22 protein-coding genes are annotated in these 24,145 nt (G+C 60.1%); 14 read left to right on the top strand and 8 right to left on the bottom strand.

Going from position 1 to position 24,145, the window contains the following annotated elements; genetic code table 11:
- Positions 1 to 50 precede the first annotated feature (50 nt).
- Positions 51 to 1,166: a 4-hydroxyphenylpyruvate dioxygenase gene (hppD, locus tag ACP7E0_RS18695; RefSeq protein ID WP_426126765.1), complete on the bottom strand. Its 1,116-nt coding sequence runs from the start codon at positions 1,164 to 1,166 to the stop codon at positions 51 to 53.
- 129 nt (positions 1,167 to 1,295) lie between these two features.
- On the opposite strand from hppD, the gene ACP7E0_RS18690 reads away from it, so the two are divergent.
- Positions 1,296 to 1,775, top strand: coding sequence for an Lrp/AsnC family transcriptional regulator (locus tag ACP7E0_RS18690; RefSeq protein ID WP_426126763.1), 480 nt, complete (start codon positions 1,296 to 1,298; stop codon positions 1,773 to 1,775).
- A 3-nt stretch (positions 1,776 to 1,778) separates the two neighbouring features.
- Here the strand turns inward: ACP7E0_RS18690 and ACP7E0_RS18685 are convergent, their stop codons facing one another.
- Positions 1,779 to 2,240, bottom strand: coding sequence for a MarR family winged helix-turn-helix transcriptional regulator (locus ACP7E0_RS18685; protein WP_426126762.1), 462 nt, complete (start codon positions 2,238 to 2,240; stop codon positions 1,779 to 1,781).
- 67 nt (positions 2,241 to 2,307) lie between these two features.
- On the opposite strand from ACP7E0_RS18685, the gene hmgA reads away from it, so the two are divergent.
- The 8 genes from hmgA (at position 2,308) to hemH (ending at position 11,835) form a co-directional block, all read left to right on the top strand.
- The gene (gene hmgA, locus ACP7E0_RS18680) at positions 2,308 to 3,663 is read left to right on the top strand and encodes a homogentisate 1,2-dioxygenase (RefSeq protein WP_426126760.1); all 1,356 of its coding nucleotides are present in this window, start codon (positions 2,308 to 2,310) and stop codon (positions 3,661 to 3,663) included.
- A gap of 188 nt (positions 3,664 to 3,851) precedes the next feature.
- Positions 3,852 to 4,883, top strand: a complete 1,032-nt coding sequence (locus ACP7E0_RS18675) for a fumarylacetoacetate hydrolase family protein (protein ID WP_426126758.1) — start codon at positions 3,852 to 3,854, stop codon at positions 4,881 to 4,883.
- Positions 4,880 to 5,521 carry a maleylacetoacetate isomerase gene (gene maiA / locus ACP7E0_RS18670; RefSeq protein ID WP_426126756.1) on the top strand — a complete coding sequence of 214 codons (642 nt, stop codon included), beginning with the start codon at positions 4,880 to 4,882 and terminating at the stop codon, positions 5,519 to 5,521. The genes ACP7E0_RS18675 and maiA overlap by 4 nt, the downstream gene beginning before the upstream one ends.
- A 100-nt stretch (positions 5,522 to 5,621) precedes the next feature.
- On the top strand, positions 5,622 to 6,269 hold the full coding sequence (locus ACP7E0_RS18665; RefSeq protein WP_426126754.1) for an alpha/beta family hydrolase: 648 nt from the start codon (positions 5,622 to 5,624) through the stop codon (positions 6,267 to 6,269).
- A gap of 176 nt (positions 6,270 to 6,445) precedes the next feature.
- Positions 6,446 to 7,897: a homospermidine synthase gene (locus tag ACP7E0_RS18660; protein ID WP_426126752.1), complete on the top strand. Its 1,452-nt coding sequence runs from the start codon at positions 6,446 to 6,448 to the stop codon at positions 7,895 to 7,897.
- A gap of 174 nt (positions 7,898 to 8,071) precedes the next feature.
- Complete coding sequence (gene omp10, locus ACP7E0_RS18655; protein ID WP_426126750.1) at positions 8,072 to 8,440, top strand: outer membrane lipoprotein Omp10; 369 nt, start codon at positions 8,072 to 8,074, stop codon at positions 8,438 to 8,440.
- A 338-nt stretch (positions 8,441 to 8,778) separates the two neighbouring features.
- Positions 8,779 to 10,671 (top strand): 5'-nucleotidase C-terminal domain-containing protein, encoded by a 1,893-nt coding sequence (locus tag ACP7E0_RS18650; protein WP_426126748.1) that lies wholly within the window; start codon positions 8,779 to 8,781, stop codon positions 10,669 to 10,671.
- Between the two features lie 129 nt (positions 10,672 to 10,800).
- Positions 10,801 to 11,835 (top strand): ferrochelatase, encoded by a 1,035-nt coding sequence (gene hemH / locus ACP7E0_RS18645; RefSeq protein WP_426126746.1) that lies wholly within the window; start codon positions 10,801 to 10,803, stop codon positions 11,833 to 11,835.
- On the opposite strand, the gene queE is transcribed toward hemH, so the two are convergent.
- From queE to queC, 3 genes are read right to left on the bottom strand one after another with little or no spacing between them, the layout of a single operon-like run.
- Positions 11,832 to 12,569, bottom strand: a complete 738-nt coding sequence (gene queE, locus ACP7E0_RS18640; RefSeq protein WP_426126744.1) for a 7-carboxy-7-deazaguanine synthase QueE — start codon at positions 12,567 to 12,569, stop codon at positions 11,832 to 11,834. The genes hemH and queE overlap by 4 nt on opposite strands.
- Entirely contained in the window at positions 12,569 to 12,925 is a 357-nt protein-coding gene (gene queD, locus ACP7E0_RS18635) for a 6-carboxytetrahydropterin synthase QueD (RefSeq protein ID WP_426126742.1), read from the bottom strand. Before queD ends, queE begins: the two co-directional genes overlap by 1 nt.
- Positions 12,925 to 13,635 (bottom strand): 7-cyano-7-deazaguanine synthase QueC, encoded by a 711-nt coding sequence (queC, locus tag ACP7E0_RS18630; RefSeq protein ID WP_426126740.1) that lies wholly within the window; start codon positions 13,633 to 13,635, stop codon positions 12,925 to 12,927. Before queC ends, queD begins: the two co-directional genes overlap by 1 nt.
- A gap of 161 nt (positions 13,636 to 13,796) precedes the next feature.
- Between queC and ACP7E0_RS18625 the strand changes: the two genes are divergently transcribed.
- The 3 genes from ACP7E0_RS18625 (at position 13,797) to ACP7E0_RS18615 (ending at position 16,824) form a co-directional block, all read left to right on the top strand.
- A complete protein-coding gene (locus ACP7E0_RS18625) occupies positions 13,797 to 14,795 on the top strand; it encodes an SPFH domain-containing protein (protein ID WP_426127028.1) in 999 nt (332 codons plus the stop codon).
- 3 nt (positions 14,796 to 14,798) lie between these two features.
- On the top strand, positions 14,799 to 15,257 hold the full coding sequence (locus tag ACP7E0_RS18620; protein WP_426126738.1) for an NfeD family protein: 459 nt from the start codon (positions 14,799 to 14,801) through the stop codon (positions 15,255 to 15,257).
- Positions 15,258 to 15,351: 94 nt separating this feature from the next.
- Positions 15,352 to 16,824 carry an outer membrane beta-barrel protein gene (locus ACP7E0_RS18615; protein WP_426126736.1) on the top strand — a complete coding sequence of 491 codons (1,473 nt, stop codon included), beginning with the start codon at positions 15,352 to 15,354 and terminating at the stop codon, positions 16,822 to 16,824.
- A 64-nt stretch (positions 16,825 to 16,888) separates the two neighbouring features.
- Here the strand turns inward: ACP7E0_RS18615 and galU are convergent, their stop codons facing one another.
- A complete protein-coding gene (galU, locus tag ACP7E0_RS18610; protein ID WP_426126734.1) occupies positions 16,889 to 17,776 on the bottom strand; it encodes a UTP--glucose-1-phosphate uridylyltransferase GalU in 888 nt (295 codons plus the stop codon).
- Positions 17,777 to 18,077: 301 nt separating this feature from the next.
- Between galU and ACP7E0_RS18605 the strand changes: the two genes are divergently transcribed.
- Both ACP7E0_RS18605 and ACP7E0_RS18600 read left to right on the top strand, forming a co-directional pair.
- The gene (locus ACP7E0_RS18605) at positions 18,078 to 19,298 is read left to right on the top strand and encodes a lytic murein transglycosylase (RefSeq protein ID WP_426126733.1); all 1,221 of its coding nucleotides are present in this window, start codon (positions 18,078 to 18,080) and stop codon (positions 19,296 to 19,298) included.
- 224 nt (positions 19,299 to 19,522) lie between these two features.
- Positions 19,523 to 20,671 carry a DUF459 domain-containing protein gene (locus ACP7E0_RS18600; RefSeq protein ID WP_426127026.1) on the top strand — a complete coding sequence of 383 codons (1,149 nt, stop codon included), beginning with the start codon at positions 19,523 to 19,525 and terminating at the stop codon, positions 20,669 to 20,671.
- Between the two features lie 97 nt (positions 20,672 to 20,768).
- Here the strand turns inward: ACP7E0_RS18600 and ACP7E0_RS18595 are convergent, their stop codons facing one another.
- Positions 20,769 to 22,268 (bottom strand): DegQ family serine endoprotease, encoded by a 1,500-nt coding sequence (locus ACP7E0_RS18595; RefSeq protein WP_426126731.1) that lies wholly within the window; start codon positions 22,266 to 22,268, stop codon positions 20,769 to 20,771.
- Between the two features lie 364 nt (positions 22,269 to 22,632).
- A complete protein-coding gene (locus ACP7E0_RS18590; RefSeq protein WP_426126729.1) occupies positions 22,633 to 24,087 on the bottom strand; it encodes a glutamate synthase subunit beta in 1,455 nt (484 codons plus the stop codon).
- Positions 24,088 to 24,145 lie beyond the last annotated feature (58 nt).

Raw genomic sequence — 24,145 nt, 5'->3', positions numbered from 1 at the left:
AAGCCCCACCGATTCGCAATCGGCAGGGCTTTTGATGGGAAAGGGCAGGCCTACTCGGCGGCAACAGCCGGTTTCAGCACGCCACGGCGGATCTGGTCGGCCTCGATCGATTCGAACAGAGCGCGGAAATTGCCCTCGCCGAACCCTTCGTCGCCCTTGCGCTGGATGAACTCGAAGAAGATCGGCCCGATCACGGTCTTTGAGAAGATTTGCAGCAGGATGCGGGTCATGCCGCCATCGACCACGCCTTCGCCATCGATCAGGATGCCATGCTTCTTCATCTGATCGATCGGCTCGTCATGACCGTTCACGCGGGCATGCGACAGTTCGTAATAGGTTTCCGGCGGTCCCGGCATGAACTTCAGGTCATTGGCAGCCAGCTTGTCGGTCGCCTCGTAGATGCCATCCGTTCCAACGGCGATATGCTGGATGCCCTCGCCCTTGTACTTGCGCAGATATTCCTCGATCTGGCTGGTATCGTCCTTGGACTCGTTCAGCGGAATGCGGATCTTGCCGCAGGCCGAGGTGATCGCCCGGCTCGTAAGGCCGGTGATGCGGCCGTCGATGTTGAAAAAATGAATCTGCTTGAAGCCGAACAGTTCGCGGTAGAAATCCCACCACGTGTCCATGTTGCCGCGATAGACATTGTGGGTGAGGTGATCGAGATAATAGAAGCCGACGCCCTCCGGCTTCGGATTGTGTTCGCCCAGCCATTCGAATTCGGCCTCATAGGGCGAACCCTTCTGGCGGTAGGTATCGATGAAATAGAGCAGCGAACCACCGATGCCGACAATGGCGGGCACATCGAGCGCCTTGTCATTGCCTTCATAGGGCGTCGCGCCCTTGGAAACGGCGTGATCGAACGCGTGTTTCGCGTCGGAGACACGCCAGGCCATCGACGGCGCACAGGGACCGTGATCCTCGACAAAGCGCATCGCATGGCTGCCCGGCTCGGCATTCAGAACGTAATTGATGTCGCCCTGGCGCCAGACGCTGATATCTTTGGTACGGTGCTTGGCAACGCAGCAATAACCCATACGGGTGAAGAGTTCACGCAGCTTTTCCGGTTCTGGATGGGCGAATTCGACAAACTCGAAACCGTCTGTGCCGGCCGGGTTTTCAACAGTAATGCCGGTCGGCGGCGTATCATGCGGGAAGGGGCCCATCGTTCTCTCCTCTGAACATCAGAATTTGAGGCCATGATGACGGAAACGCCGTGCATTGTGCTTGCATTCTTGCACGATTTCGTAAAATCTACGCACGGATCATGCGAAATTTTGAGGATTGACGCAAAGATGGAACAGCTCGACGGATATGACCTGAAGATCCTCTATGAACTACAATGCGATGGACGGCTGACCAATAACGAACTCTCGGAACGGATCGCGTTGTCACCCTCGCAGTGTTCGCGGCGGCGGGCACGACTGGAGACCGAAGGCTTCATCCAGACCTACCGGGCGATGCTTGATCGCGGCCGGCTGGGGCTTGATCTCATGGTGGTCATCGCCGTCACGCTTGCCACCCACAACCGCGACAATGCCAAGCGTTTTGCGGCGCTGATCGCCGATCTGCCGGAGGTGCTGGAATGTTATGCGCTGACCGGCGAGATGGATTATCACCTGAAGGTCGTGACGCCGGATCTTGCCGGGCTCGCCCATTTCGTCAACGGCGTACTATTGCCGCATGACAGCGTGCAGCATGTGAAGACATCGATCGTACTGGCGACGCTGAAGGATTTTGAAGGACTGCCGGTGCGCCAGCGCGGTAAATCGTAAATGTTAGCCGCCTCGTTTGGCCATGGCCGTTTCGACGGCGGTCAATCCCGATGACAGGGCCTGCAACCCCTCCTGCCCCACCAGTTCGGACAATTCCGCCGAATAGTCTCGCGCCAGCCGCGTCAAGTCCCGGTAGGCCTTTGCCCCGGCTGCGGTCAGTTCAAGATGCTCGGCCCGGCGGTCGTCCTCGTCCTGCGTCCGCTTCAGCCAGCGGCGCTCCTCCAGCGCAAACACGGCGCGGCTGACCTTGGTCTTGTGCATGGTCGAATGGATGCCGACCTCCGTCGCCGTCATCCGGCCCGAGCTGCCCAAGGCCGCCAGCGTCCGCCATTCCGGCCGCGTCAGCCCATATTCCGCCTTGTAGGCCGCGGCAAAGCGCAGAGCGATGAATTCCGCCGCGCGATTGAGACGGAACGGCAGGAACTGCTCAAGATCGAAATCGCCGATGATTTTCCGGGAGTTCATGGCTTCCTTGATAGTTACAAAATAGACAGTTACATTTGTAACCATATACATGGAGGAGGATCAAGCCATGCTGGAAAAAACCCGGACGGCTACCGTCGATGCGCTGGCCAACAGCCCGCAATATATGCCCGGCTTCGGCAACGACTTCGAGACCGAGTCCCTCCCCGGCGCGCTGCCGCAAGGCCAGAACAGCCCGCAGAAATGCAATTACGGCCTTTATGCCGAGCAGCTGTCCGGCTCGCCCTTCACGGCACCGCGCGGCACCAACGAGCGCTCGTGGCTCTACCGCATCCGCCCGAGCGTGCGCCACACGCGGCGCTTTTCCAATGCCAGCTACCCATTCTGGAAGTCCGCGCCGTGCCTCGACGATCATTCGCTGCCGCTCGGCCAATTGCGCTGGAACCCGATCCCGGAACCGGCCGAAAAGCTCGATTTCCTCTCCGGCATCCGCACGATGACGGCAGCCGGCGATGTGATGACCCAGGTCGGCATGGCCGCTCACGCCTATATCTTCAACGACGACATGATTGACGACTATTTCTTCAATGCCGATGGGGAACTGCTGGTCGTGCCGCAGCTCGGCACCATCCGCGTCTTCACTGAAATGGGCATCATGGACGTGGAACCGTCAGAGATCTGCCTCATCCCGCGCGGCATGATGTTCAAGGTCTCGCGGCTCGGCGAAGGTTCCACATGGCGGGGCTACATCTGCGAAAACTACGGCGCCAAGTTCACCCTGCCGGATCGCGGCCCGATCGGCGCCAACTGCCTTGCCAACCCGCGCGACTTCAAGACGCCGGTCGCCGCCTACGAGGACAAGGAAACGCCGTGCCGGGTGCATGTGAAATGGTGCGGCAAATTCTACGTCACCGAAATCGGCCATTCGCCTCTCGACGTCGTTGCCTGGCACGGCAATTACGCACCGTTCAAATACGACCTGCGCACTTTCTCCCCGGTCGGTGCCATCCTGTTCGACCATCCGGACCCGTCGATCTTCACAGTGCTAACAGCACCGACGGAAGAAGCCGGCACCGCCAATGTCGATTTCGTCATCTTCCCGCCGCGCTGGCTGGTGGCCGAGCACACATTCCGCCCGCCATGGTATCATCGCAATATCATGAGCGAATTCATGGGCCTGATCCACGGCCAGTACGACGCCAAGGAAGAAGGCTTCGTGCCCGGCGGCATGAGCCTGCACAACATGATGCTGCCGCACGGACCGGACGCGCCGGGCTTCGAGAAAGCCTCCAACACCGAACTCAAGCCGGTCAAGCTCGACCATACCATGGCCTTCATGTTCGAGACCCGCTACCCGCAGCAACTGACCCGCTACGCCGCCGAACTCGAAACGCTGCAGGACAACTATCTCGAATGCTGGGACGGGCTGGAACGCAAATTCGACGGTACGCCCGGCATTAAGTGAGGTGGCCCAAACAACAGCCCCTCATCCGCCCTGTCGGGCACCTTCTCCCCGTCGAACGGGGATAAGGTGCTTGCGGCAGCCTCGATCATCCCCTCTCCCCGCAAGCGGGGAGAGGGCTAGGGTGAGGGGCAAACCCAGTAAAGAAAACGCCGGTCGTCTACTGTGAATAAAGAACGGAAACCAACATCATGAAGCTCGCCACACTCAAGGACTCCACTCGCGACGGCCGGCTGGTCGTCGTCTCAAGGGATTTGACCCGCTGTTCCGAGGTCGGCCATATCGCCCGCACGCTGCAGGCGGCGCTGGACGACTGGGCCTATGTCGGCCCGCGGCTCAGCGAGGTGGCGGAGGGTCTGGAAACCGGCGCCCAGCCGTCCAAGCGTTTTCACGAAAGTGAAGCAGCTTCTCCCTTGCCACGCGCCTATCAGTGGGCGGATGGTTCGGCCTATGTCAATCACGTCGAGCTGGTCCGCAAGGCCCGCAACGCAGAGATGCCGGCGACCTTCTGGACCGAGCCCTTGATGTATCAGGGCGGCTCGGACTCGTTCCTCAATCCCCGCGACCCGATCGTCATGGCGGATGAGGCCTATGGCATCGACATAGAAGCCGAGATCGCCGTCATCGTCGATGATGTGCCGATGGCAGCGACAGCGGAGGAAGCCCGGGGCGCCATCCGCCTGATCCTGCTCGTCAACGACGTCTCCCTACGCGGCCTTATCCCGGCCGAACTGGCCAAGGGGTTCGGCTTCTTCCAGTCCAAGCCGTCCTCGGCCTTCTCGCCGGTTGCCGTGACACCGGAAGAACTCGGCGATGCCTGGGACGGCGGCAAGCTGCACCTGCCACTGCTCGTCGATCTCAATGGAAAACCTTTCGGCCGCGCCAATGCCGGCATCGACATGACCTTCGATTTCGGCCAGCTCATTGCCCATGCGGCGAAAACCCGACCGCTCTCAGCCGGCACCATCATCGGCTCTGGCACCGTCTCCAATAAGCTCAATGGCGGCCCGGGCAAGCCGGTCTCGCAAGGAGGCGTCGGTTATTCCTGCATCGCCGAAATCCGCACCATCGAAACCATCGAGAAAGGTACGCCGACGACACCGTTCATGCATTTCGGCGATATCGTCCGTATCGAGATGAAGGACGAAGCGGGACATTCGATCTTCGGGGCAATCGAGCAGACCGTCACGAAATCTGAACCCGGCTCAAGGCAATCCCGATGACCACTACGGTTCTGTTCGATTACTGGCGCTCGTCGGCCAGCTACCGGGTGCGGATCGCACTCAATATGCTGGCGATGCCCTATAGTTCTGCGCCTGTCGATCTCCTGAGCGGAGAACACAAGCAGGCGGAGCACCTCGCCCGCAATCCGCAGGGTCTGGTTCCGGCGTTGCAGATCGATGGCCACATGATGACGCAGTCCCTCGCCATCATCGAATATCTGGCGGAAACGCGGCCGCACGCCACTCTCCTTCCCACCGATCCGCTTGGCCGCCACCGCGTCCGGGCACTCTCCTATGCCATTGCCATGGACATCCACCCGAGCTGCAATCTCGGCATCGTTGCCTATGTCATGCAGCAGTCGAGCGATCCGGATGCAGCGCGCTCCGCCTGGATGCGCAAGTTCATCGGCGAAGGTCTTCAAGCCTTCGAACGCCTGCTCGACAATCCGGCGACCGGCGACTTCTGCCATGGCGATAAACCGAGCATGGCCGATCTCTGCCTCGTGCCGCAGATCTACAATGCCCGGCGCTGGAACGTCGATCTGAATGCTTGCGCACGCACCGTAGCAATTGCCGATCGATGTGCAGCGCTCCCCGCCTTTATTGCAGCCCATCCGGATCAGGCCGCACCAAAATAACCGAAGGTCCAACAGGCTGCTTTCCGCCGAAGGCTGTTTTTGGCATAAGGACCGCCTCGGCCGATGACGGCAGTCTCTGTAACCAGGCGCAGACTTCATCATGGATCAGGACTTTCTCATCGACGGCCCGGCCGGCGCGGCCGTAACCATCCTGCTTGCCCATGGCGCCGGCGCGCCGATGGATTCCACCTCGATGATTGCCGCCACGGCAGCACTTGTCGCCGCAGGATTTCGCGTCGCCCGCTTCGAGTTCGGCTATATGGCCGCCCGCCGCAGCTCCGACACGCGCAAACCGCCGCCAAAGGCAGAAAAACTGATCCCCGAATACATGGCGGCCGTCGCCCGGCTCGGTGCCAGCGGACCACTGATCATCGGCGGCAAGTCGATGGGCAGCCGCGTTGCCAGCATGGTAGCCGATGACCTTTTGTCGCGGGGCGCGATCACCGGCCTGCTGTGCCTCGGCTATCCGTTCCATCCCCCGAGCAAGCCCGAAAACCTGCGCACGCAACATCTGGCAGAGCTGAAAACGCCGACGCTCATCTGCCAGGGAACCCGCGACGAATTTGGAACGCGCGAGGAGGTTGCAGGCTACGCGCTGTCAGGCAACATCCGCATTCTCTGGCTTGAAGACGGCGATCACGACCTGAAGCCACGCAAGACGCTCTCCGGCTTCTCGACTGCCGGCCATTTGCAAACCATGGCCGAGACGGTCAAGGATTGGTCCGTCGAAATAACTGGGACAGTCTGAGAGCTGCCCTCCTGCCATCCACAAACCTGTCATCGGCAACGTGCTACAAACCGGCTGAGTTGCCGTGTCACCCTTTATTGTGACAGAAATCTATGCTCTAGGGCCTTTCAACCAAAGGGCAGGCACGGTATGCCGTTCCAAACCCAGACGAACCCGTCCGCAGGAGACTAAGCGAAATGGCAGAAACAACCTACCCGGTTCACGGCGAAATCACCGGCCCGATCGTAATGATCGGCTTTGGCTCCATCGGCCGCGGCACCTTGCCCCTGATCGAGCGCCACTTCAAATTCGACAAGAGCCGGATGGTTGTCATCGACCCGCGCGAAGACGCAGGCGACATGGAAATCCTTGCCAAGCATGGCGTCCGCCACATCAAGGAATATGTCACCAAGGACAACTACAAGGACCTTCTGAAGCCGCTTCTCACCGAAGGCGGCGGCCAAGGCTTCTGCGTCAACCTGTCGGTCGATACCGGTTCGGTTGACCTGATGAAGCTCTGCCGCAAGCTCGACGTGCTTTACATCGACACGGTTATCGAGCCTTGGCTCGGCTTCTACTTCGACAAGAACATGAAGAACGCCGACCGCACCAATTATGCACTGCGCGAAACTCTGCGCAAGGAAAAGGCCAAGAACCCGGGCGGCGCAACCGCCGTATCCACCTGCGGCGCCAACCCGGGCATGGTCTCGTGGTTCGTCAAGCAGGCTCTGGTGAACCTTGCCAACGATCTCGACATCAAGTTCGAAGAGCCCGACCAGCATGACCGCGAAGGCTGGGCCAAGCTGATGAAGAAGACCGGCGTCAAGGGCATCCATATCGCCGAACGCGACACCCAGCGCACCAAGCATCCCAAGCCGCTCAACGTCTTCTGGAACACCTGGTCGGTCGAAGGCTTCATTTCCGAAGGCCTGCAGCCTGCCGAACTCGGCTGGGGCACCCACGAAAACTGGATGCCGAAGAACGCCAAGAAGCACAAGAAGGGCAACAAGGCAGCCATCTATCTGGAGCAGCCGGGCGCCAACACCCGCGTCCGCACCTGGTGCCCGACGCCGGGTCCGCAATATGGCTTCCTCGTCACCCATAATGAATCGATTTCGATCGCCGATTATTTCACGGTGAAGGACAAGGACGGCGACGTCACGTTCCGCCCGACCTGCCACTACGCTTACCATCCGGCCAATGACGCCGTCCTGTCGCTGCATGAAATGTTCGGCAATGGCGGCAATGCGCAGCCGGTCCACCACGTTCTCAACGAAGACGAACTTGAGGACGGCATCGACGAACTGGGCGTCCTGCTCTACGGCCACGACAAGAACGCCTACTGGTTCGGGTCGCGCCTGTCGCTGGAAGAAACCCGCCGCATCGCACCGTACCAGAACGCCACCGGCCTGCAGGTGACCTCGGCTGTTCTCTCCGGAATGGTCTGGGCCCTTGAAAACCCGACCGCCGGCATCGTCGAAGCCGACGAGATCGACTACAAGCGTTGCCTCGAAGTACAGACGCCGTATCTCGGCCCGGTTGAAGGCCACTACACCGATTGGACCCCGCTCGACGGCCGTCCGGGCCTGTTCCCGGAAGAACTCGACACCAAGGATCCGTGGCAGTTCAAGAACATCCTCGTTCGCTGAACTGACTGATTACGCTTGAATATCGAACGCCCGGGGAACGATCTCCGGGCGTTTTTCGTTATGGATCGAATAATACCTGCCGTGCTGATGCCTCACTCTTGCTTTCAACTCCTGATCACGGCATGGTTTTTTCAATCGAAAGACAGCTTTCCGCGCAGCCTCCGGGAGACCCATATGAAGCCGATCGCCATCCTGACTGTTCTGTCCGCCGCAGCTCTGGCCTCCTGCCAGGGCGGGGGCCAAGTGCGGGAACTGCCGCAAAACCGCCAGATGGCGCCTGTTGGCGTCCAAGGCGCATGGGTCGATCCGAACGGGGTTGTCTCCACCTTTACCGGCGGAACATTCAGCACACGTACAACCGACACCAACCAAGAAATCGCATCCGGCACCTATACAAACCTCTCACCTCAGTTGGTTGAGATCAACATGTACTCGGTACTCCGCAAAACCCAGTCCAAGGTCAATTGCGCCATGGTCTCGATGTCGCAGCTCAATTGCACCACGGATTCCGGCGCGCAGTTCTCGCTGTCCCGCAAGGTCTGACCCAAAACTCAGGTCGCTTTTTCGCGATCACGGCTATCAAAACCCTTCGGACCTAGCGTCCGAAGGGTTTTCTCTTTTCAGGGGCCACCAATCTGCACAGACCCTAAAAAAGTCCGTCACCGTCTCGGATGTCTCCGCATGACCGAGAAAAACGCGGCGGAAGCCAAAGGCGGTTTTCGGCTGCCGCCTTCGATTTTAACCTTGCCGGAAGGCCCCGCAGGGATAGATCGATTTAGGGCTTGATGTCGGTGCAGCCAAATGAAACCATCTGATCCGACCCAAGTGTCACAGCAGTGGTCTATTATGCTGACAATAAACACTAAGAACAGGAGACCTCCATGATCAGACATTTGCGAACCGGGCTGATGACAGCCTCGATCCTTGCGCTTTCGTCCGGTGCCGCCTTCGCCGATTATGAATTGAATATCCTGCATATCAACGATTTCCACTCGCGCATCGAATCGATCAACAAGTTCGATTCCACCTGCTCGTCCGAGGAGGAAGGCAAAAATGAGTGCTTTGGCGGCGTCGCCCGCCTGAAGGTCGCGATCGACCAGAAGCGTCAGGAATTGACCGGCAAGAACGTTCTTCTGTTGAACGGCGGCGACAATTTCCAGGGCTCGCTGTTCTTCACCACCTATAAGGGCGCGGCTGAAGCCGAATTCCTCAACCTGATGAAGTTCGACGCCATGACCATCGGCAACCACGAGTTCGATGAAGGCGAAGACGGCCTGATCCCGTTCCTCGACAAGGTCACCTTCCCGGTTATCTCCTCTAACGTTCTCGCTGGTTACAAGTCAAAGCTCGTTGATCGCATCAAGCCATCACTGGTTCTCGATGTCGGCGGCCAGAAGGTCGGCATCGTCGGCGCGGTCACCAATGACACCACTGAAATCTCCTCGCCGGGCGACAATGTGCTGATCGGGCTCGATGTCGATACGATCTCCACGGCCATTGAGGACCTGAAGAAACAGGGCGTCAACAAGATCATTGCGCTGACCCATGTCGGCTATCCGCGCGATCTCGCCGTCATCGCCAAGATCCCCGATGTCGATATCGTCGTTGGCGGCCATTCGCATAGCCTCTTGTCCAACACCGACGAGAAGGCTGAAGGCCCCTATCCGACGATGGTCGACAATCCCGGCGGCTACAAGGTTCCGGTCGTCCAGGCCGGCTCCTACAGCAAGTATCTCGGTGATCTCGTCGTCAATTTCGACGATAGCGGCGTCGTCAAATCGGCCAAGGGCGATCCGATCCTGATCGATTCCAAATTCAAGCCGGATGAAGCAGTCCTTGCCCGCGTCAAGGAGATGGGAAAGCCGATCGAAGAGCTGAAGGCAAAGATCATCGGCAAGACCGAAGCACCAATCGACGGCACCCGTGAATCCTGCCGCGCCAAGGAATGCGAAATGGGCGATCTGGTGGCCGACGCCCTGCTCGACCGCGTCAAGGGACAGGGCGTGACCATCGCCATCACCAATGGCGGCGGCCTGCGCGCCTCGATCGACGCCGGCGATGTCTCGATGGGCGAAGCAGTAACAGTCCTGCCGTTCCAGAACACGGTTGCGACCTTACAGATCAAGGGCGCCGACATCAGCGCCGCGCTGGAAAACGGCCTCAGCCAGCTTGAGGAAGCCGGTGGCCGCTTCCCGCAGGTGGCCGGCATGAAGTTCTCCTTCGATAAATCCCGCCCCATCGGCAGCCGGCTTTCAGTCGTCGAGGTCAAGGAAGGCGAAGCTTATGTGCCGCTCGATGCGGCCAAGACCTACAATGTCGTCACCAACAATTTCATGCGCAATGGCGGCGACGGCTACAGCGTCTTCAAGACCAAGGCCGAAAATGCCTATGACTACGGCCCAGGGCTCGAGACGGTTCTTGCCGACTACCTGACGGCCAACAATCCCTACAAGCCGAAGACTGACGGCCGCATCACCGAAATCGCCGCGGCGACCCCGACAGAGCCGTCAACGCAGACAAGCACCGACACGGCCGTGACCACCGATGCCAAGCCGGCAGACACAACGACGGCAACGGAAACGGCGACACCGGAAGCCAAACCGGCTGCAACCGCCGAAAACAAGCATGTCATCGTCAAGGGCGACACGCTTTGGGATTTGGCCAAGGCCGTCTATGGCAATGGTGAACTCTGGAAGACCATCGCTAGCGCCAATGGCAACCCGGCCCCGAGGCACCTGGAAATCGGCAAGGAACTGACGATTCCTGCCAAGTAAGACAATATGTCTCTAGTTGAAAAACCGGTCCGGGGTTCCCCGGGCCGGTTTTTCTTTTTAAGAACGGCATGAACCGCACGCGCCCCTTGCCGTATAAGAGACACCACCCCGTACACTGCAGGATATGCCATGACCGCTGCCACAGAGATGACCGCCCCGAACCATCCGCCCGTCAGATTTGGCAAGGTGGGTGTGCTGCTGGTCAACCTTGGCACGCCCGATGGCACCGACAAGGTGTCGATGCGGCGCTACCTCAAGGAATTCCTGATGGACCGGCGGGTGATCGAGTGGTCGCCGTTCTTCTGGTACCCTATCCTGTTCGGCATCGTCCTCAACACACGTCCCGCCAAGGTCGGCAAGGCTTATGAGACGATCTGGAACAAGGAGCTCGATGAGAGCTACCTGCGCACCTATACCCGCAACCAGGCGGAGACGATGGCGAAATCCTTCGCCGATCTGCCGAATGTCCGCGTCGATTGGGCCATGCGCTATGGCCAGCCGTCGATCAAGTCGAAGATGGACGAACTGCAGAAAGACGGCTGCGAAAGGATCCTCGTCTTCCCGCTCTATCCGCAATACGCGGCGGCAACGACGGCGACCGTCAACGACGAGGCGTTCAAGACGCTTTTGAAAATGCGCTGGCAGCCGGCTTTGCGCACCGTTGCGCCCTATCACGACGACCCGGTCTACATCGAGGCGCTGGCCAATTCGATCACCAGCCACCTCGCCACGCTCGACTGGGAACCGGAGGTGGTGCTGACATCCTTCCACGGCATCCCGCAGTCCTATTTCGACAAGGGCGATCCCTATTACTGTCAGTGTCAGAAGACGGCGCGGCTGGTGCGCGAAAAGCTCGGATGGTCCAAGGAAAAGCTGCAGGTCACCTTCCAGTCCCGCTTCGGCCCGGAAGAATGGCTGCAGCCCTATACCGACAAGACCGTCGAGAAACTCGGCAAGGAAGGCATCAAGCGCATCGCCGTGATCAATCCGGGCTTCGTTTCAGATTGCCTGGAAACGCTGGAGGAAATTGCGGTGGAAGCGGCCGAAACCTTCCATCATGCAGGCGGCGAGAAATTTGCCCATATCCCGTGCCTGAACGACAGCGAGGGTGGTATGACCGTACTGGAACACGTGGTACGCCGGGAATTGCAGGGCTGGGTCTAAACCCCGCGCCTGTTGCCCCACAAAAGCACATGCAACTGAGGCAGCACGCGGGCGCCGAACCAGAGATCCTGTGTCACCCTGTCGACCAGCCATCGCATGCGTTCGGCGATGCCGTCCTTATCGATGCCCGCATCCACCTCGTCGCCACCCGGCGGCGTATGGTTGCCCGGTTGCAGATAGACCGGCAGATGGGGATAGCGCGCCGCCGCATCGCGTACATAGGCATAGTCCACCTCGTCGAAGACAACGATCTTCAGCACCGTTTGCGGCCGCCCGCCAGCGGCCTCAAGACAGCGATCGAACAACGTCCAGTCGGTGTCCATGCCGCTAGACGGCGGCTTGGGGCTGAGAACCAGCACGTCGAGATCGGCAAACCAGTCTTTCGCCACGGAGCCCTGCGTTTCCAGCGCGAAACGGTATCCGTCCTGATGCCCGAGCTTGATCAGCGCGCCGAGCGGCTGGATCGCGGGATTGCCCCCCGACAACGACACAGTGACCGGCACTCCGCCTGAAAGGCGCTTCACCTCGTCCCACACCGCCTCCGGCGTCATCGGCGTCCAGTCGTCGCGATACCGGCTGTCAACCGCATGCAGGCTGTCGCACCACGAACAGCGGTAATCACAGCCGCCGGTGCGCACGAAAACGGTCGGCAGGCCGATCAACACGCCCTCGCCCTGGATTGTCGGACCGAACATCTCCGACACACGAATGGTACCGGCTCTCGATCCGGTCATCACGGCCGGTATTCCGCCCAGGTCTTGGGCGTCTCGCTGACTTTCACCGACACTGTTTCCGGCAGGTGTGCCTTGCACCAGTCATAGAAATGACGTGCCAGACATTCGGCCGTCACCCGGTCATGTCCGAGAACATCGTTGAGGTGACAGTGATCGAAGCTTTCGTCGATGTAGCGTTTGAGCGGCGACAGTTCGTGATAGTCGCGCACGAAACCGTGTTCGTTCAGTTCGTCAGCGGCGAGCTCCACAACGACCACATAATTGTGCCCGTGCAGCCGCGCGCATTGATGGTCGGCGGGAAGGCTGGTGAGCTGGTGCGAGGCGGAGAAATGAAACTCCTTGCTGATGCGAAACATCACTTCACCTCCGTGGCGGCAAACCCGCCGGTGGCCGAAACCCAGAAATCGGCATCCTCGTAGTCCGTCGGATCGGCGATGCCTGCCAGGTGAAAGGCCTCGCGCCGCTCGACGCAGGTGCCGCATCGCCCGCAATGGTGCACACCGCCCTTGTAGCAGGACCAGGTCTCGGCAAACGGCGTACCATGCTTTGCACCGTCCGTGACGATATCAGCCTTCGATCCGTCTACATAAGGTGCATAGAGGATGACTTCGGCATACCCCTCCGTCGCGTGGTTCTGCATGGTCTGGAACGCATCGATGAACCCCGGGCGGCAATCGGGATAGATGAAGTGATCGCCGCCATGCACCGCAGTTGCCACCGCATCCGCCTTCTGCGCGGCTGCAACGCCAAAGGCAATCGCCAGCATGATGGCGTTACGATTGGGCACGACCGTCGCCTTCATGGTCTCTTCAGCATAGTGCCCGTCGGGAACGGCGATATCGTCGGTCAGCGCCGAGCCGGTCAGATGTGCGCCGATCGCGCTTATGTCGATGATGTGATGCGGCACATTCAGCCGCACGGCACAGGCCGTGGCAAAATCCAGCTCCTTTATGTGGCGCTGGCCGTAGTCGAAGGAGAGAAGCGCTGCAAGCGTATGTTCGGCTGCCACCTTGTGGGCAAGCGAAACGGAATCCAATCCGCCCGAGCAGATCACGATGGTTTTCATATTCTAGTCCTTGTTTTGACCGGGTAGGCTGCGACCGGTAAGCGAATGCGCGCTCTTTAAGCCAAGGAACGGACTTTGTGAATGGGGAAATCCGCTGGCTTATTGATGCCGGTTGCGTAAAGTGCCGCGAATCAAACCTTTAAGGGAGAAACCGGATGCCTCTGGCCGGACTGGACATCGTCGTCATCGCCTTCGTGGTACTCGTCATCCTTGTGCTGTTTGCCGGCATCAAGACTGTACCGCAAGGGTATCGCTACACGGTGGAACGTTTCGGCCGCTATACCAGAACTCTTGAGCCCGGCCTCAACATCATCATCCCGTTCATCGACAAGATCGGCGCCCGGATGAACGTCATGGAGCAGGTGCTCGACGTGCCGACGCAGGAAGTCATCACCCGCGACAATGCCAGCTGCGCTGCCGATGCCGTCGCCTTCTACCAGGTGTTGAACGCCGCCGAAGCCGCCTATCAGGTCTCCGACCTGCAGAGCGCCATCCTCAACCTGACGATGACCAACATCCGTTCCGTCATGGGATCGATGGATCTCGACGAACTCCTGTCCAACCGCGAAATCATCAACGACAAGCTGCTACATGTGGTCGATGAAGCCGTCGGTCCGTGGGGCATCAAGGTCACCCGCGTCGAGATCAAGGATATCCAGCCGCCGAAGGATCTGGTCGATGCCATGGCACGCCAGATGAAGGCCGAGCGAGAAAAGCGCGCCCAGGTATTGGAAGCCGAAGGCTCGCGTAACGCCCAGATCCTGCGCGCCGAAGGTGCCAAGCAGTCGGCTATCCTACAGGCCGAAGGCCAGCGCGAAGCCGCCTTCCGCGATGCCGAAGCCCGCGAACGTCTGGCCGAGGCCGAAGCCAAGGCCACCAAGATGGTCTCCGAAGCCATTGCCGCTGGCGATGTGCAGGCAATCAACTACTTCGTCGCCCAGAAATACACCGAGGCCATGGCCGCGATCGGCACCGCGCCGAATTCCAAGATCGTGCTGATGCCGATGGAAGCCTCCTCGCTCATCGGTTCGCTCGGCGGCATCGGTGCAATTGCACGCGAAGTCTTCGGCAATGGCAGCGGAGACGCACCGGTACGCCAGCCGGCGCCGCGCACCGTGCCCGTCCGCAATCCGTTCGATACGGCCAAGCAGGAAGGCTGATTGATGATCGAGCGCGTCATCCTGGAACTTGGTCCCTGGAGCTGGTGGGTGCTGGGCCTGGTGCTTTTGGCAGCCGAAGTCGTGGCGCCCGGCGTCTTTCTCGTCTGGATCGGCATCGCCGCCATTATCACCGGCGCCCTCTCGCTTCTGTTCTGGGACGCCGGTTTTTGGGTCTGGCAGGCACAGCTGGTATTCTTTGCCGTTCTCTCCGTCGCAGCGGCGGTCATCGGCCGCCGGCTGCTCGCCCGTTCGGGCGATACGACCGACGAACCGCTGCTCAACCAGCGTGGCGCCCGCCTCATCGGCCGCACCGCCGTGCTCGAACAGCCGATTAGCGAGGGGCGCGGCCGGATCCGGCTCGACGCGACGACCTGGCCCGTCAATGGACCGGACCTACCCGCCGGTACGCGCGTCAAGGTGACCGGTAGCAGCGGCAGCCACCTGATCGTCGAAAGCGCCTGAAAATAAAGCCGAATGCCGTTTCGGAAAGGAATGGTTAACCACATCCGTTTACGGTTGCTCAACACTGGTAAACGGATTTCCGGGCATTCGGCAGATGACGCCATTCTATCCACGCACGAAGAGGACGACCCTCGCGCGCCCGGCAGCCACTGCCGCTTGGCTGATGGCCAGCTGCGCGCTGTTTTTGCCGCAAAGCGTCTCCGCGCAGGCTCTTCTTCCCGCATCGGACGGCACAGCACCTGCTACACTAGCCACAGCCACGGCCAACGCGGTGCCCCCTCCCGGCACGACCGCAGCGGATGCAGCGATCACCACCGGCTCGATCAGCACCGATGCCGGTGAACCGTTGCTCAACGACCCCACGGTCGATGAGGACATGGCCCGCACCAACCTGCGTGAAAATACCGTCGATGGCCTCAGATCGCAGTTCGATATCGACCGCAACGATGCACAGGGCGTCCGGTTTGGCAGTTTCGTCCTGAAACCGACGCTCGGCCAGACCTACAATTTCGAAAGCAACAAGACCGGCAGCTCGAAAGAAAAACGCAGCTACCTGGAGACCGGCCTGAAGGGCACGCTCACCTCCGACTGGTCCCGTCACCAGCTGACGGTGACTGGCGAAGGCACATGGCAGCGCAATGTCTCCGGCTCCGGCGAGACGGAACCGACGGCCGACCTCGAAGCAGCCCTCAGGCTCGACCTCTCCGAACAGACAACCGCAACGCTGAAAGCAGGCTATCATTTCGAACGCGAAGATTCGACCGACCCGAACGCGATCAGCAATGCCAGCGTCCAGTCCGGCATCGATCAATATACGCTGGGTGCCGGCATCGAGCGCGATTTCGGCATCCTGCGCGGCTCGGCCAAGATCGATTTCGACCGCTATGTCTATGGCAGCGCCGAACTGGAAAACGGCGGCACGCTATCGCTGAAGGATAGAAACCGAAATGCAGGCGCCGTCACCGTGCGTGTCGGCTATGAACTGTCGCCAGCGCTTATTCCGTTCATCGAAGCGTCCGCCGGGAAGTCGATCTACGACCTGCGCAAGGACACGTTAGGCTTCGAAAGATCCTATGACAGCTATGGTGCGCGCGCCGGCATCGAGGCCGATCTCGGAGAAAAGCTCAATGGCGAGATCGCGCTTGGCTATCAGACCTACCGGTTTGATGACAACCGGCTCGACGAACTGAGAGGCTTCACCGTCGACGGCCTGATCAGATGGTCGCCGCAGCGCGGCACCAATGTGACCTATGGCGTCTCCACCGGCATTGAGCCTTCGACCACCGCCGGCGAAAGCGGTGCGATGGTCTATACGCTGAGCGCCAATGCGACTCACGAACTCCGCTCCGCGCTGGTAGCACGGCTTTCAAACAGCCTGACGCTGCGCAATTTCCAAAGCGGCACGTCCAGTGACGAGAATGTCTGGGCGACAGGTGCTGGCTTGACCTGGGATCTTAACCGCTATCTCTCCCTCACCGGCGATGTCAGCTACGAGCACACCACCCGCGACAGCGGCCCAGCGACCAATGTCGCCCGCGTCGGTGTTGGCCTGACGCTACGCCGCTGATCCAGACATGAAAAAGCCCGCCTACGTTTGACCGCAGCGGGCTTTTTGACGTCTAACGGCTGACTTATTTCAGGCCTTGCAGCAAGGCCCTCAGAGGACCTTCAACACCCGGCCGGATATCGCTGCGCGCCAGAGCAAACGCGACATTTGCCAGGATGAAGCCCTCCTTCATGCCGCAATCATAGGTATTGCCGCGGAAATGATAACCGGCGAAATCCTGTGTCTGCGCAAGCTTCAGCATGCCGTCGGTCAGCTGGATCTCGTTGCCGGCGCCACGCTCCTGGGTGGCAAGGATCGAGAAGATTTCCGGCTGCAGGATGTAGCGGCCATTGATGAAGAAGTTGGATGGCGCGGTGCCCTGCGGCGGCTTTTCGACCATCTTGGTGATCTTGAACCCGTCGCCGACCTTTTCGCCCGCGCCGACAATACCGTATTTGTGGGTCTGGTCGGGAGCACATTCTTCAACGGCGATGACGTTGCCGCCGCTCTGCTCGTAAAGCTCGACCATGCCCTTGAGGCAGCCCTTTTCGGCCTGCATGATCATGTCGGGCAAGAGCAGCGCAAAAGGTTCGTCGCCAACGAGTTCGCGCGCACACCAGACGGCGTGGCCAAGCCCGAGCGGCGATTGCTGGCGGGTAAAGCTTGTGCTGCCGGCAACCGGCAGAATGCTTTCGAGAAGCGTCAGCTCCACCGTCTTGTTGCGCTCGCGCAAGGTCTGTTCCAGTTCTACCTGGATGTCGAAGTAATCCTCGATCACCTGTTTGCTGCGGCCAGTGACGAAGATCAGGTGTTCGATGCCCGCATCCAGCGCCTCATCCACCACATACTGGATCACCGGCTTGTCGACGACGGTCAGCATCTCCTTCGGAACGGCTTTTGTCGCGGGCAGGAACCGGGTTCCAAGACCGGCGACGGGGAAAACGGCTTTACGAACTCTACGCTTGTCAGTCATTGACATCTCCAGGATCACGGCACTGTGATTTAAATCGGTTAGGCTTGGTATCAATAGGCAATAAACATCAAATTGCTATTTTTTTGCAAAGGAAGACTTAACCACCCATTCATGGTAAAGAATTTGTTGACTTCATTTTCGTAAGATTTCGGTTCTGGCGGTTGCCTCCTGGGCTAAACGGCCCGAGAATGGAACCACATGTATGTAACCCATGCATGAAGCTGGCTCTATGACTGTAAATTTGCGCACCGCCGGTCACCCCTGATCGCAGCAAAGCGCCGACCAACGGAAACGACAGCTGATGACAACGACCCGACACACTCTCCTTCGCTGCGCTGCCGCCGCATTCATGACAGCCGCAGCCCTGTTTTCCCCGTCAACAGCCTCGGCTGACGCGGGTTTTGAGACCTGGATCAACAGCTTCTATGCCACAGCAGCCAAGAGCGGCATTACCAAGGCAACCTACCGCCAGGCCTTTGCCGGGGTAAAGACGCCCGATCCCGACGTGCTGCAGAAGGCTGCCTATCAGCCCGAGTTCAAGAGCAAGATTTGGGAATACATAGACAGCCGCGTCAATCCCTACACCCGCAAGGTCGGTCAGGAGATGGCGGTCAAGCATGGCCGCACGCTCACAGCACTCGAAAAGCATTTCGGTATCGACAGGAACGTACTCCTGGCCATCTGGTCGATGGAATCCAATTACGGGGCCGTCCTGGAAAAGGACGATCGCCTGCATTACGTGCCGCGCGCGCTCGCCACACTTGCCTATGCCGACCCGAAACGATCCAAATATGCCAAGACGCAATTGATTGCCGCTCTGAAGATTCTGCAGAACGGCGATGTCACTCCGCGCGAGCTGAACGGCTCCTGGGCCGGCGCCATGGGCCACACGCAGTTCATTCCGACGAGCTATCTGCTGTATGCGATTGATGCCGACGGCAATGGCCATAAGGACATCTGGAACTCGGTGCCGGACGCCTTGGCGACCGCGGCCAACCTGTTAAAGAAGAACGGCTGGCAATCGGGACAGACGTGGGGCTACGAGGTATCGCCGCCGCAGAACGGTAGCCAGTATGCGGACCAGACGAAGACGGTTGCCCAATGGGCAGCCCTCGGCTTTACCCGGCCGAACGGCAAGGCTTTCCGCAACGGCGACACGCGTGCCCAACTGAAAATGCCCGGCGGACCCGGCAGCCCGGGTTTCCTGATGACCAAGAACTTCTTCGTCATCAAGCGCTACAATGCCTCGGACTCCTATGCGCTCGGCGTTGGTCTTCTCGCCGACGAGATTGCCGGCTATGGCGGCATGCAGCAGGCCTGGAGCCGCCCGGACGGTTCGCTCGACATCAAGCAGAAGTTCGAGCTGCAGTCCCGCCTGAAGGAACTCGGCTACTACGACGGCGAAGTCGATGGCAATTTCGGCTCCGGCTCCAAGGCCGCCATCCAGGCCTTCCAGAACCGCAATGGCCTTTCACCCGACGGTGAACCGACCCAGCACCTGCTGAAGGCGCTGCGGAAGTAGACGCGATCGAGCGCGTTGAACGCTCTCAATTGCGGCGCAATCCTTCTGCATCCTTGATGCAACGCCTTTCGAAAGAGAGGCGTTGCGCGTTTGCGTAGAGACACTTTAGACGTCGGGCCAGAACAGTGCGGAACAGGTGCATGAGCGGCAGAGACAGCAGTAACGGCCTTCACCGGCTGTTCAACGGCCTGATCGTCATCGCGATCAGCCTGACTGCACTCGTCATGGAACCGCCCCGCCAGGCGCACGCGCAGGAGCGCCGGACCATTCTCGACATGCTGTTCGGATTTGGGCGAAGGCAACCACCCCCTGTCTATGACGACGCTCCGATCTACGAGCCCCGGCAAAGACAACCACAGCAGCAGCAGCAGCAACGTTCGAAGGTCAGAAAGACACAGCAGAAGGCGAAACCGGCCCCTGCCGAGCCCGCTCCCGTCGTCGTCGAAAAGCTGGAGACGGCCAAGAAAGTCCTCGTCGTCGGCGACTTCGTTGCCGGCAGTCTTGGCGACGGGCTGAAGACTGCCTTCGAGACAACGCCAGGCATCGTCATCGAAACCCGCGCCAATGGCTCATCCGGGCTCGTGCGCGAGGACTATTTCAACTGGCCTGAAAACCTGCCCGCCTATATCGCGGAAACCAAACCTGCGCTGATCATCATCAGCCTCGGCGCCAACGAGCGGCAGCAGATGTCGATCGGCGGTGAGAAGGAAAAATTCCGCACCGAGCGCTGGCTGGCCGAATATACCCGCCGGGCCGGCGCCTTCGCTGCGCTTGCCCGCAAGGACAAGACACCGCTTCTCTGGGTCGGCATGCCGCCTTTCCAGTCCACATCGATGACCGCCGATATGGTCACGCTGAACGGCATCTTCCGCACGGAAACCGAAAAAGTGGATGGCACGTTTGTCGACATCTGGGATGGTTTCGTCGATGAGGACGGCAAATTCGTCATGACGGGCTCCGATATCAACGGCCAGCAGGTCCGTTTGCGCGGATCGGACGGTATCAACCTGACCAAGGCCGGCAAGCGCAAGCTTGCCTTCTATGTGGAAAAGGATATCCGCAAGCTGTTGGGCGACGCCGCCGCGTCGGCTCTGGATATTCCCGGCGCTGACGGCATGAAGGACCTGGTCGTTGCCGCCCCCACCGCCAACGAGGATATCATCCAGACCCAGCCGATTGGCCTTGATGATCCCAATCTGGACGGCAGCACCACTCTTCTCGGTGGTGGTGCGGTACTGACCAGCAACGGCAAGAGCCCGCGCGACCGTCTCGTTGAAAAGGGTGAAGTTGCCGAAGCTCCGGCGGGGCGGGTGGATGATTTCCGGCTATCGAAACCGGAAACGGTGATCAGCAATCCGGTATTCCGCAACTGACGCACTCTGATAAACGCAAGAACCCCGCCCTCTTTCCGCAAAGAGGGCGGGGAGCCTTCAACAGTTCTTGTCTTGCGATTGGAACTGCCAAAGCGTGTTAGGCCGCCGCGAACGGCACGGCGATAAAGGTCTTTTGATCACCGCGTTCGATGAGCAACAGCACCGACTTGCGCCCGGACTTCACCGCATTGGCGATCGCCGTCTTCACGTCGCTGGCACCAAGAATGGCCTTGTCGTTGACCGAGACGATGACATCGCCCGTCTGGATACCGGCGGCGGCAGCCGGCTTGTCAGGGTTGACCTTAGCAACGACAGCACCCGTCACATTGTCAGGCAGGTTCAGTTCCTGGCGGACATCCGGTGTCAGGTCGGCAAGGGCGACGCCGATACTCGGCCCCGTCTGCATCTTGCTATCGTCCTTGGCGGCGGAAGCCTGCTTCTGATCGCCATCATTACCACCGACGGTGACGCTGAGATCGACTGTCTTGCCACCACGCCAGACGGTCATGGCTTCCTTCGCCCCCGGCGACAGATCGGCGACCAGCCGCGACAGATCGCGGGGCGACTTCACCGCCTCGCTGCCGACGGTCATGATAATATCGCCAGTCTTGAGACCCGCATGCGCTGCAGGCGTACCCGCGTTGACAGCGGCGACCAGAGCGCCTTCTGCCTTGGCAAGTCCGACAGCGTCGGCGACATCTGCGGTCACCGGCTGGATCTGCACGCCGAGATAACCATGGTCGATCGATCCGCTCTTTTCGAGCTTGGCGACAATCTTCTGCGCCTGATCGGACGGGGTTGCGAAGCCGACACCAACGCTACCGCCGTTTGGCGAGTAGATCGCCGTATTGATCCCGACAACGTTGCCGGAGTGATCGACAAGCGGACCACCGGAATTGCCGTGGTTGATCGGCGCGTCGATCTGGATGAAGTCGTCATAGGGGCCGCTGTGCAGATCGCGGCCACGGGCCGAAACGATACCGGCGGTGACCGTCGTGCCAATGCCGAAGGGATTTCCGATCGCCAATATCTGGTCGCCCAGCTTCAATGCGTCGGAATCGCCCCAGGCGATGGTGGCAAGCGGCTTGCCGGCCGTGATCTTGAGCACGGCGAGGTCGGACTTCGGATCGGCGCCCAAGAGCTTGGCTGGCAGTTCCGTACCGTCATCCAACGTCACCTTGATGCCGATCGCGTTGTCGATCACATGGTTGTTGGTAACGATGATGCCGTCGCTGCTGACGACGAAGCCGGACCCAAGCGCCATTCCGCGTTCGCCTTCCTGGTGTTGCGGCGCCTGCTTGGGCATCGGAATGCCCTGTTGCTCGAAGAAGCGGCGGAACTGCTCGTCCATCGGCGAATTGTCGCCGTTGTCGCTCACGTCGGTTGCCTTCATCGTTGTGGTAATGGTCACGACCGCGGGCTTGTCGGCAGAGACCACATCCGCGAAGGATCCGTTTGCGGCAAGCGGAGCGATGGCCTGCGCGGGTGCTGCCATCGCAGTCGTTGGATGGATGGTGAAAGGCAACGCCGCCGCGCCGACCAGGATGGCGGCTCCGACCAGCGCTGCGGCACGGTGAGTCCGGAGAATATTGGGCATGACAAAGGGTCCCTTACAAACGTTTGGGTGCGGCGTCATGGTTCCCTGTTACAGGAACGCGGCGTCGGGTGATCGGCAGCGTTCCTTTCAAGATTTGTCTTTCAGAGTTGCGCCGAAACAGGCGACCAATACTGATGGATCATGAAATACGCCTGAGATGGATATTATAACTGCTGCGAATATTTACAAATTAAAGGTTTATTACCGTTTCATTGCAGCAAGTTAATGTTGCGCCGGATCGCGGCGCCATATTTCAACCCAAGTGCAGGCGATGCACGATCCAACAGAATGGCAAACGCCGCGCACCAGCCCGGCACGCGGCGTTTCCAATTGGGTTTTGTCCCGAGACCGATGGCGGGTTTGACTAGCGCGGCAGAACAGTCGAGCCCATCAACGCCTCATCGATCGCCCGCGCGGCCTGGCGGCCTTCGCGGATCGCCCAGACGACCAGCGACTGGCCGCGGCGCACATCGCCGGCAGCCCAGACCTTGTCGACCGATGTCCGGTAGTCCTTGTCATTGGCAGTGACGAAGGAGCCGCCGCGCTTGTCCTTGCCGATGGCCAGCTTGTCGCCCATGTCCTTCAGCACGCTGTCGGTACCCGGGCCACTGAAGCCGATGGCGATGAAGGCGAGATCGGCCTTGATAACGAATTCCGTGCCGGCGATCGGCTTGCGGCGCTCATCGACCTGACAGCACTTGACGCCGGTCAGGACGCCGTCTTCGCCGACGAACTCGAGCGTCGCCACCTGGAACTCGCGCACCGCGCCTTCGGCCTGCGATGACGAGGTGCGCATCTTGGTTGCCCAGAACGGCCAGACCGCGAGCTTGTCTTCCTTTTCCGGCGGCTGCGGGCGAATGTCGAGCTGGGTGACCTTGACGGCGCCCTGGCGGAACGCGGTGCCGACACAGTCGGACGCGGTATCGCCACCGCCGACGACGACGATGTGCTTGCCACCGGCAAGGATCGGGTCCGACGGCCAGCCGACGCTGTCGATGTTTTCGCGGCCGACGCGGCGGTTCTGCTGGACAAGATAGGGCATCGCGTCATGGACGCCGTGGAATTCGACACCCGGAATGCCGGCATCGCGCGGTGTTTCCGAACCGCCGCAATAAAGCACGGCATCATGCTCTTCGATCAGGCTGTCCACGCTCTTATCCACACCGACATTGACGCCGCAATGGAAGGTGACGCCTTCGCCGCGCATCTGGTCGACGCGGCGGTCGATGAAGTTCTTCTCCATCTTGAAGTCTGGGATACCGTAGCGCAGCAGGCCGCCGGGCTTGGATTCACGCTCAAACACATGAACCTCGTGACCGGCGCGGGCGAGCTGCTGAGCCGCGGCCATACCGGCAGGACCCGAACCGATGATCGCGATTTTCTTGCCCGTCTTGGTGACGGCCGGCTGCGGCACGATATAGCCCATTTCATAGGCCTTGTCGGCAATGGCTTGCTCGACGGTCTTGATCGTGACCGGCGCGTCTTCCAGGTTCAGCGTGCAGGCTTCCTCGCATGGTGCAGGGCAGATACGGCCGGTGAACTCCGGAAAATTGTTGGTCGAATGCAGGTTGCGGATCGCCTCGTCCCAGTTGCCGTTATAAACGAGATCGTTCCAGTCGGGGATCTGGTTGTGCACCGGGCAGCCGGTCGGGCCATGGCAATAGGGGATACCACAGTCCATGCAGCGCGCCGCCTGTTTCTGCACTTCCGGTTCCGACATCGGGATTGTGAATTCGCGGAAATGCCGAATGCGGTCCGACGCCGGCTGATACTTCGCCAGCTGCCGGTCGATTTCCATGAAGCCTGTGACCTTACCCATCTACCCGTCCCTTATTTCACAGCGGGGGCCATGCCGGTCCCCAATACCAGTAGGCGAA

Origin of the sequence: Pararhizobium sp. PWRC1-1, from assembly GCF_049897905.1 — a bacterium.
Lineage (GTDB): Bacteria > Pseudomonadota > Alphaproteobacteria > Rhizobiales > Rhizobiaceae > Pararhizobium.
This window is presented reverse-complemented; position numbering and strand designations above follow the sequence as displayed.

Bases quoted from the DNA above. Each gene is read 5' to 3' on its own strand.
- hppD (WP_426126765.1), bottom strand. From the start codon at position 1,166: ATGGGCCCCTTCCCGCATGATACGCCGCCGACCGGCATTACTGTTGAA.
- ACP7E0_RS18605 (WP_426126733.1), top strand. From the start codon at position 18,078: ATGACAACGACCCGACACACTCTCCTTCGCTGCGCTGCCGCCGCATTC.
- ACP7E0_RS18600 (WP_426127026.1), top strand. From the start codon at position 19,523: ATGGAACCGCCCCGCCAGGCGCACGCGCAGGAGCGCCGGACCATTCTC.
- hmgA (WP_426126760.1), top strand. From the start codon at position 2,308: ATGCTGGAAAAAACCCGGACGGCTACCGTCGATGCGCTGGCCAACAGC.
- ACP7E0_RS18595 (WP_426126731.1), bottom strand. From the start codon at position 22,268: ATGCCCAATATTCTCCGGACTCACCGTGCCGCAGCGCTGGTCGGAGCC.
- ACP7E0_RS18685 (WP_426126762.1), bottom strand. From the start codon at position 2,240: ATGAACTCCCGGAAAATCATCGGCGATTTCGATCTTGAGCAGTTCCTG.
- hemH (WP_426126746.1), top strand. From the start codon at position 10,801: ATGACCGCTGCCACAGAGATGACCGCCCCGAACCATCCGCCCGTCAGA.
- ACP7E0_RS18620 (WP_426126738.1), top strand. From the start codon at position 14,799: ATGATCGAGCGCGTCATCCTGGAACTTGGTCCCTGGAGCTGGTGGGTG.
- ACP7E0_RS18675 (WP_426126758.1), top strand. From the start codon at position 3,852: ATGAAGCTCGCCACACTCAAGGACTCCACTCGCGACGGCCGGCTGGTC.
- queE (WP_426126744.1), bottom strand. From the start codon at position 12,569: ATGACCGGATCGAGAGCCGGTACCATTCGTGTGTCGGAGATGTTCGGT.
- galU (WP_426126734.1), bottom strand. From the start codon at position 17,776: ATGACTGACAAGCGTAGAGTTCGTAAAGCCGTTTTCCCCGTCGCCGGT.
- queD (WP_426126742.1), bottom strand. From the start codon at position 12,925: ATGTTTCGCATCAGCAAGGAGTTTCATTTCTCCGCCTCGCACCAGCTC.
- ACP7E0_RS18660 (WP_426126752.1), top strand. From the start codon at position 6,446: ATGGCAGAAACAACCTACCCGGTTCACGGCGAAATCACCGGCCCGATC.
- queC (WP_426126740.1), bottom strand. From the start codon at position 13,635: ATGAAAACCATCGTGATCTGCTCGGGCGGATTGGATTCCGTTTCGCTT.
- ACP7E0_RS18590 (WP_426126729.1), bottom strand. From the start codon at position 24,087: ATGGGTAAGGTCACAGGCTTCATGGAAATCGACCGGCAGCTGGCGAAG.
- ACP7E0_RS18650 (WP_426126748.1), top strand. From the start codon at position 8,779: ATGATCAGACATTTGCGAACCGGGCTGATGACAGCCTCGATCCTTGCG.
- ACP7E0_RS18615 (WP_426126736.1), top strand. From the start codon at position 15,352: ATGACGCCATTCTATCCACGCACGAAGAGGACGACCCTCGCGCGCCCG.
- maiA (WP_426126756.1), top strand. From the start codon at position 4,880: ATGACCACTACGGTTCTGTTCGATTACTGGCGCTCGTCGGCCAGCTAC.
- ACP7E0_RS18690 (WP_426126763.1), top strand. From the start codon at position 1,296: ATGGAACAGCTCGACGGATATGACCTGAAGATCCTCTATGAACTACAA.
- omp10 (WP_426126750.1), top strand. From the start codon at position 8,072: ATGAAGCCGATCGCCATCCTGACTGTTCTGTCCGCCGCAGCTCTGGCC.
- ACP7E0_RS18665 (WP_426126754.1), top strand. From the start codon at position 5,622: ATGGATCAGGACTTTCTCATCGACGGCCCGGCCGGCGCGGCCGTAACC.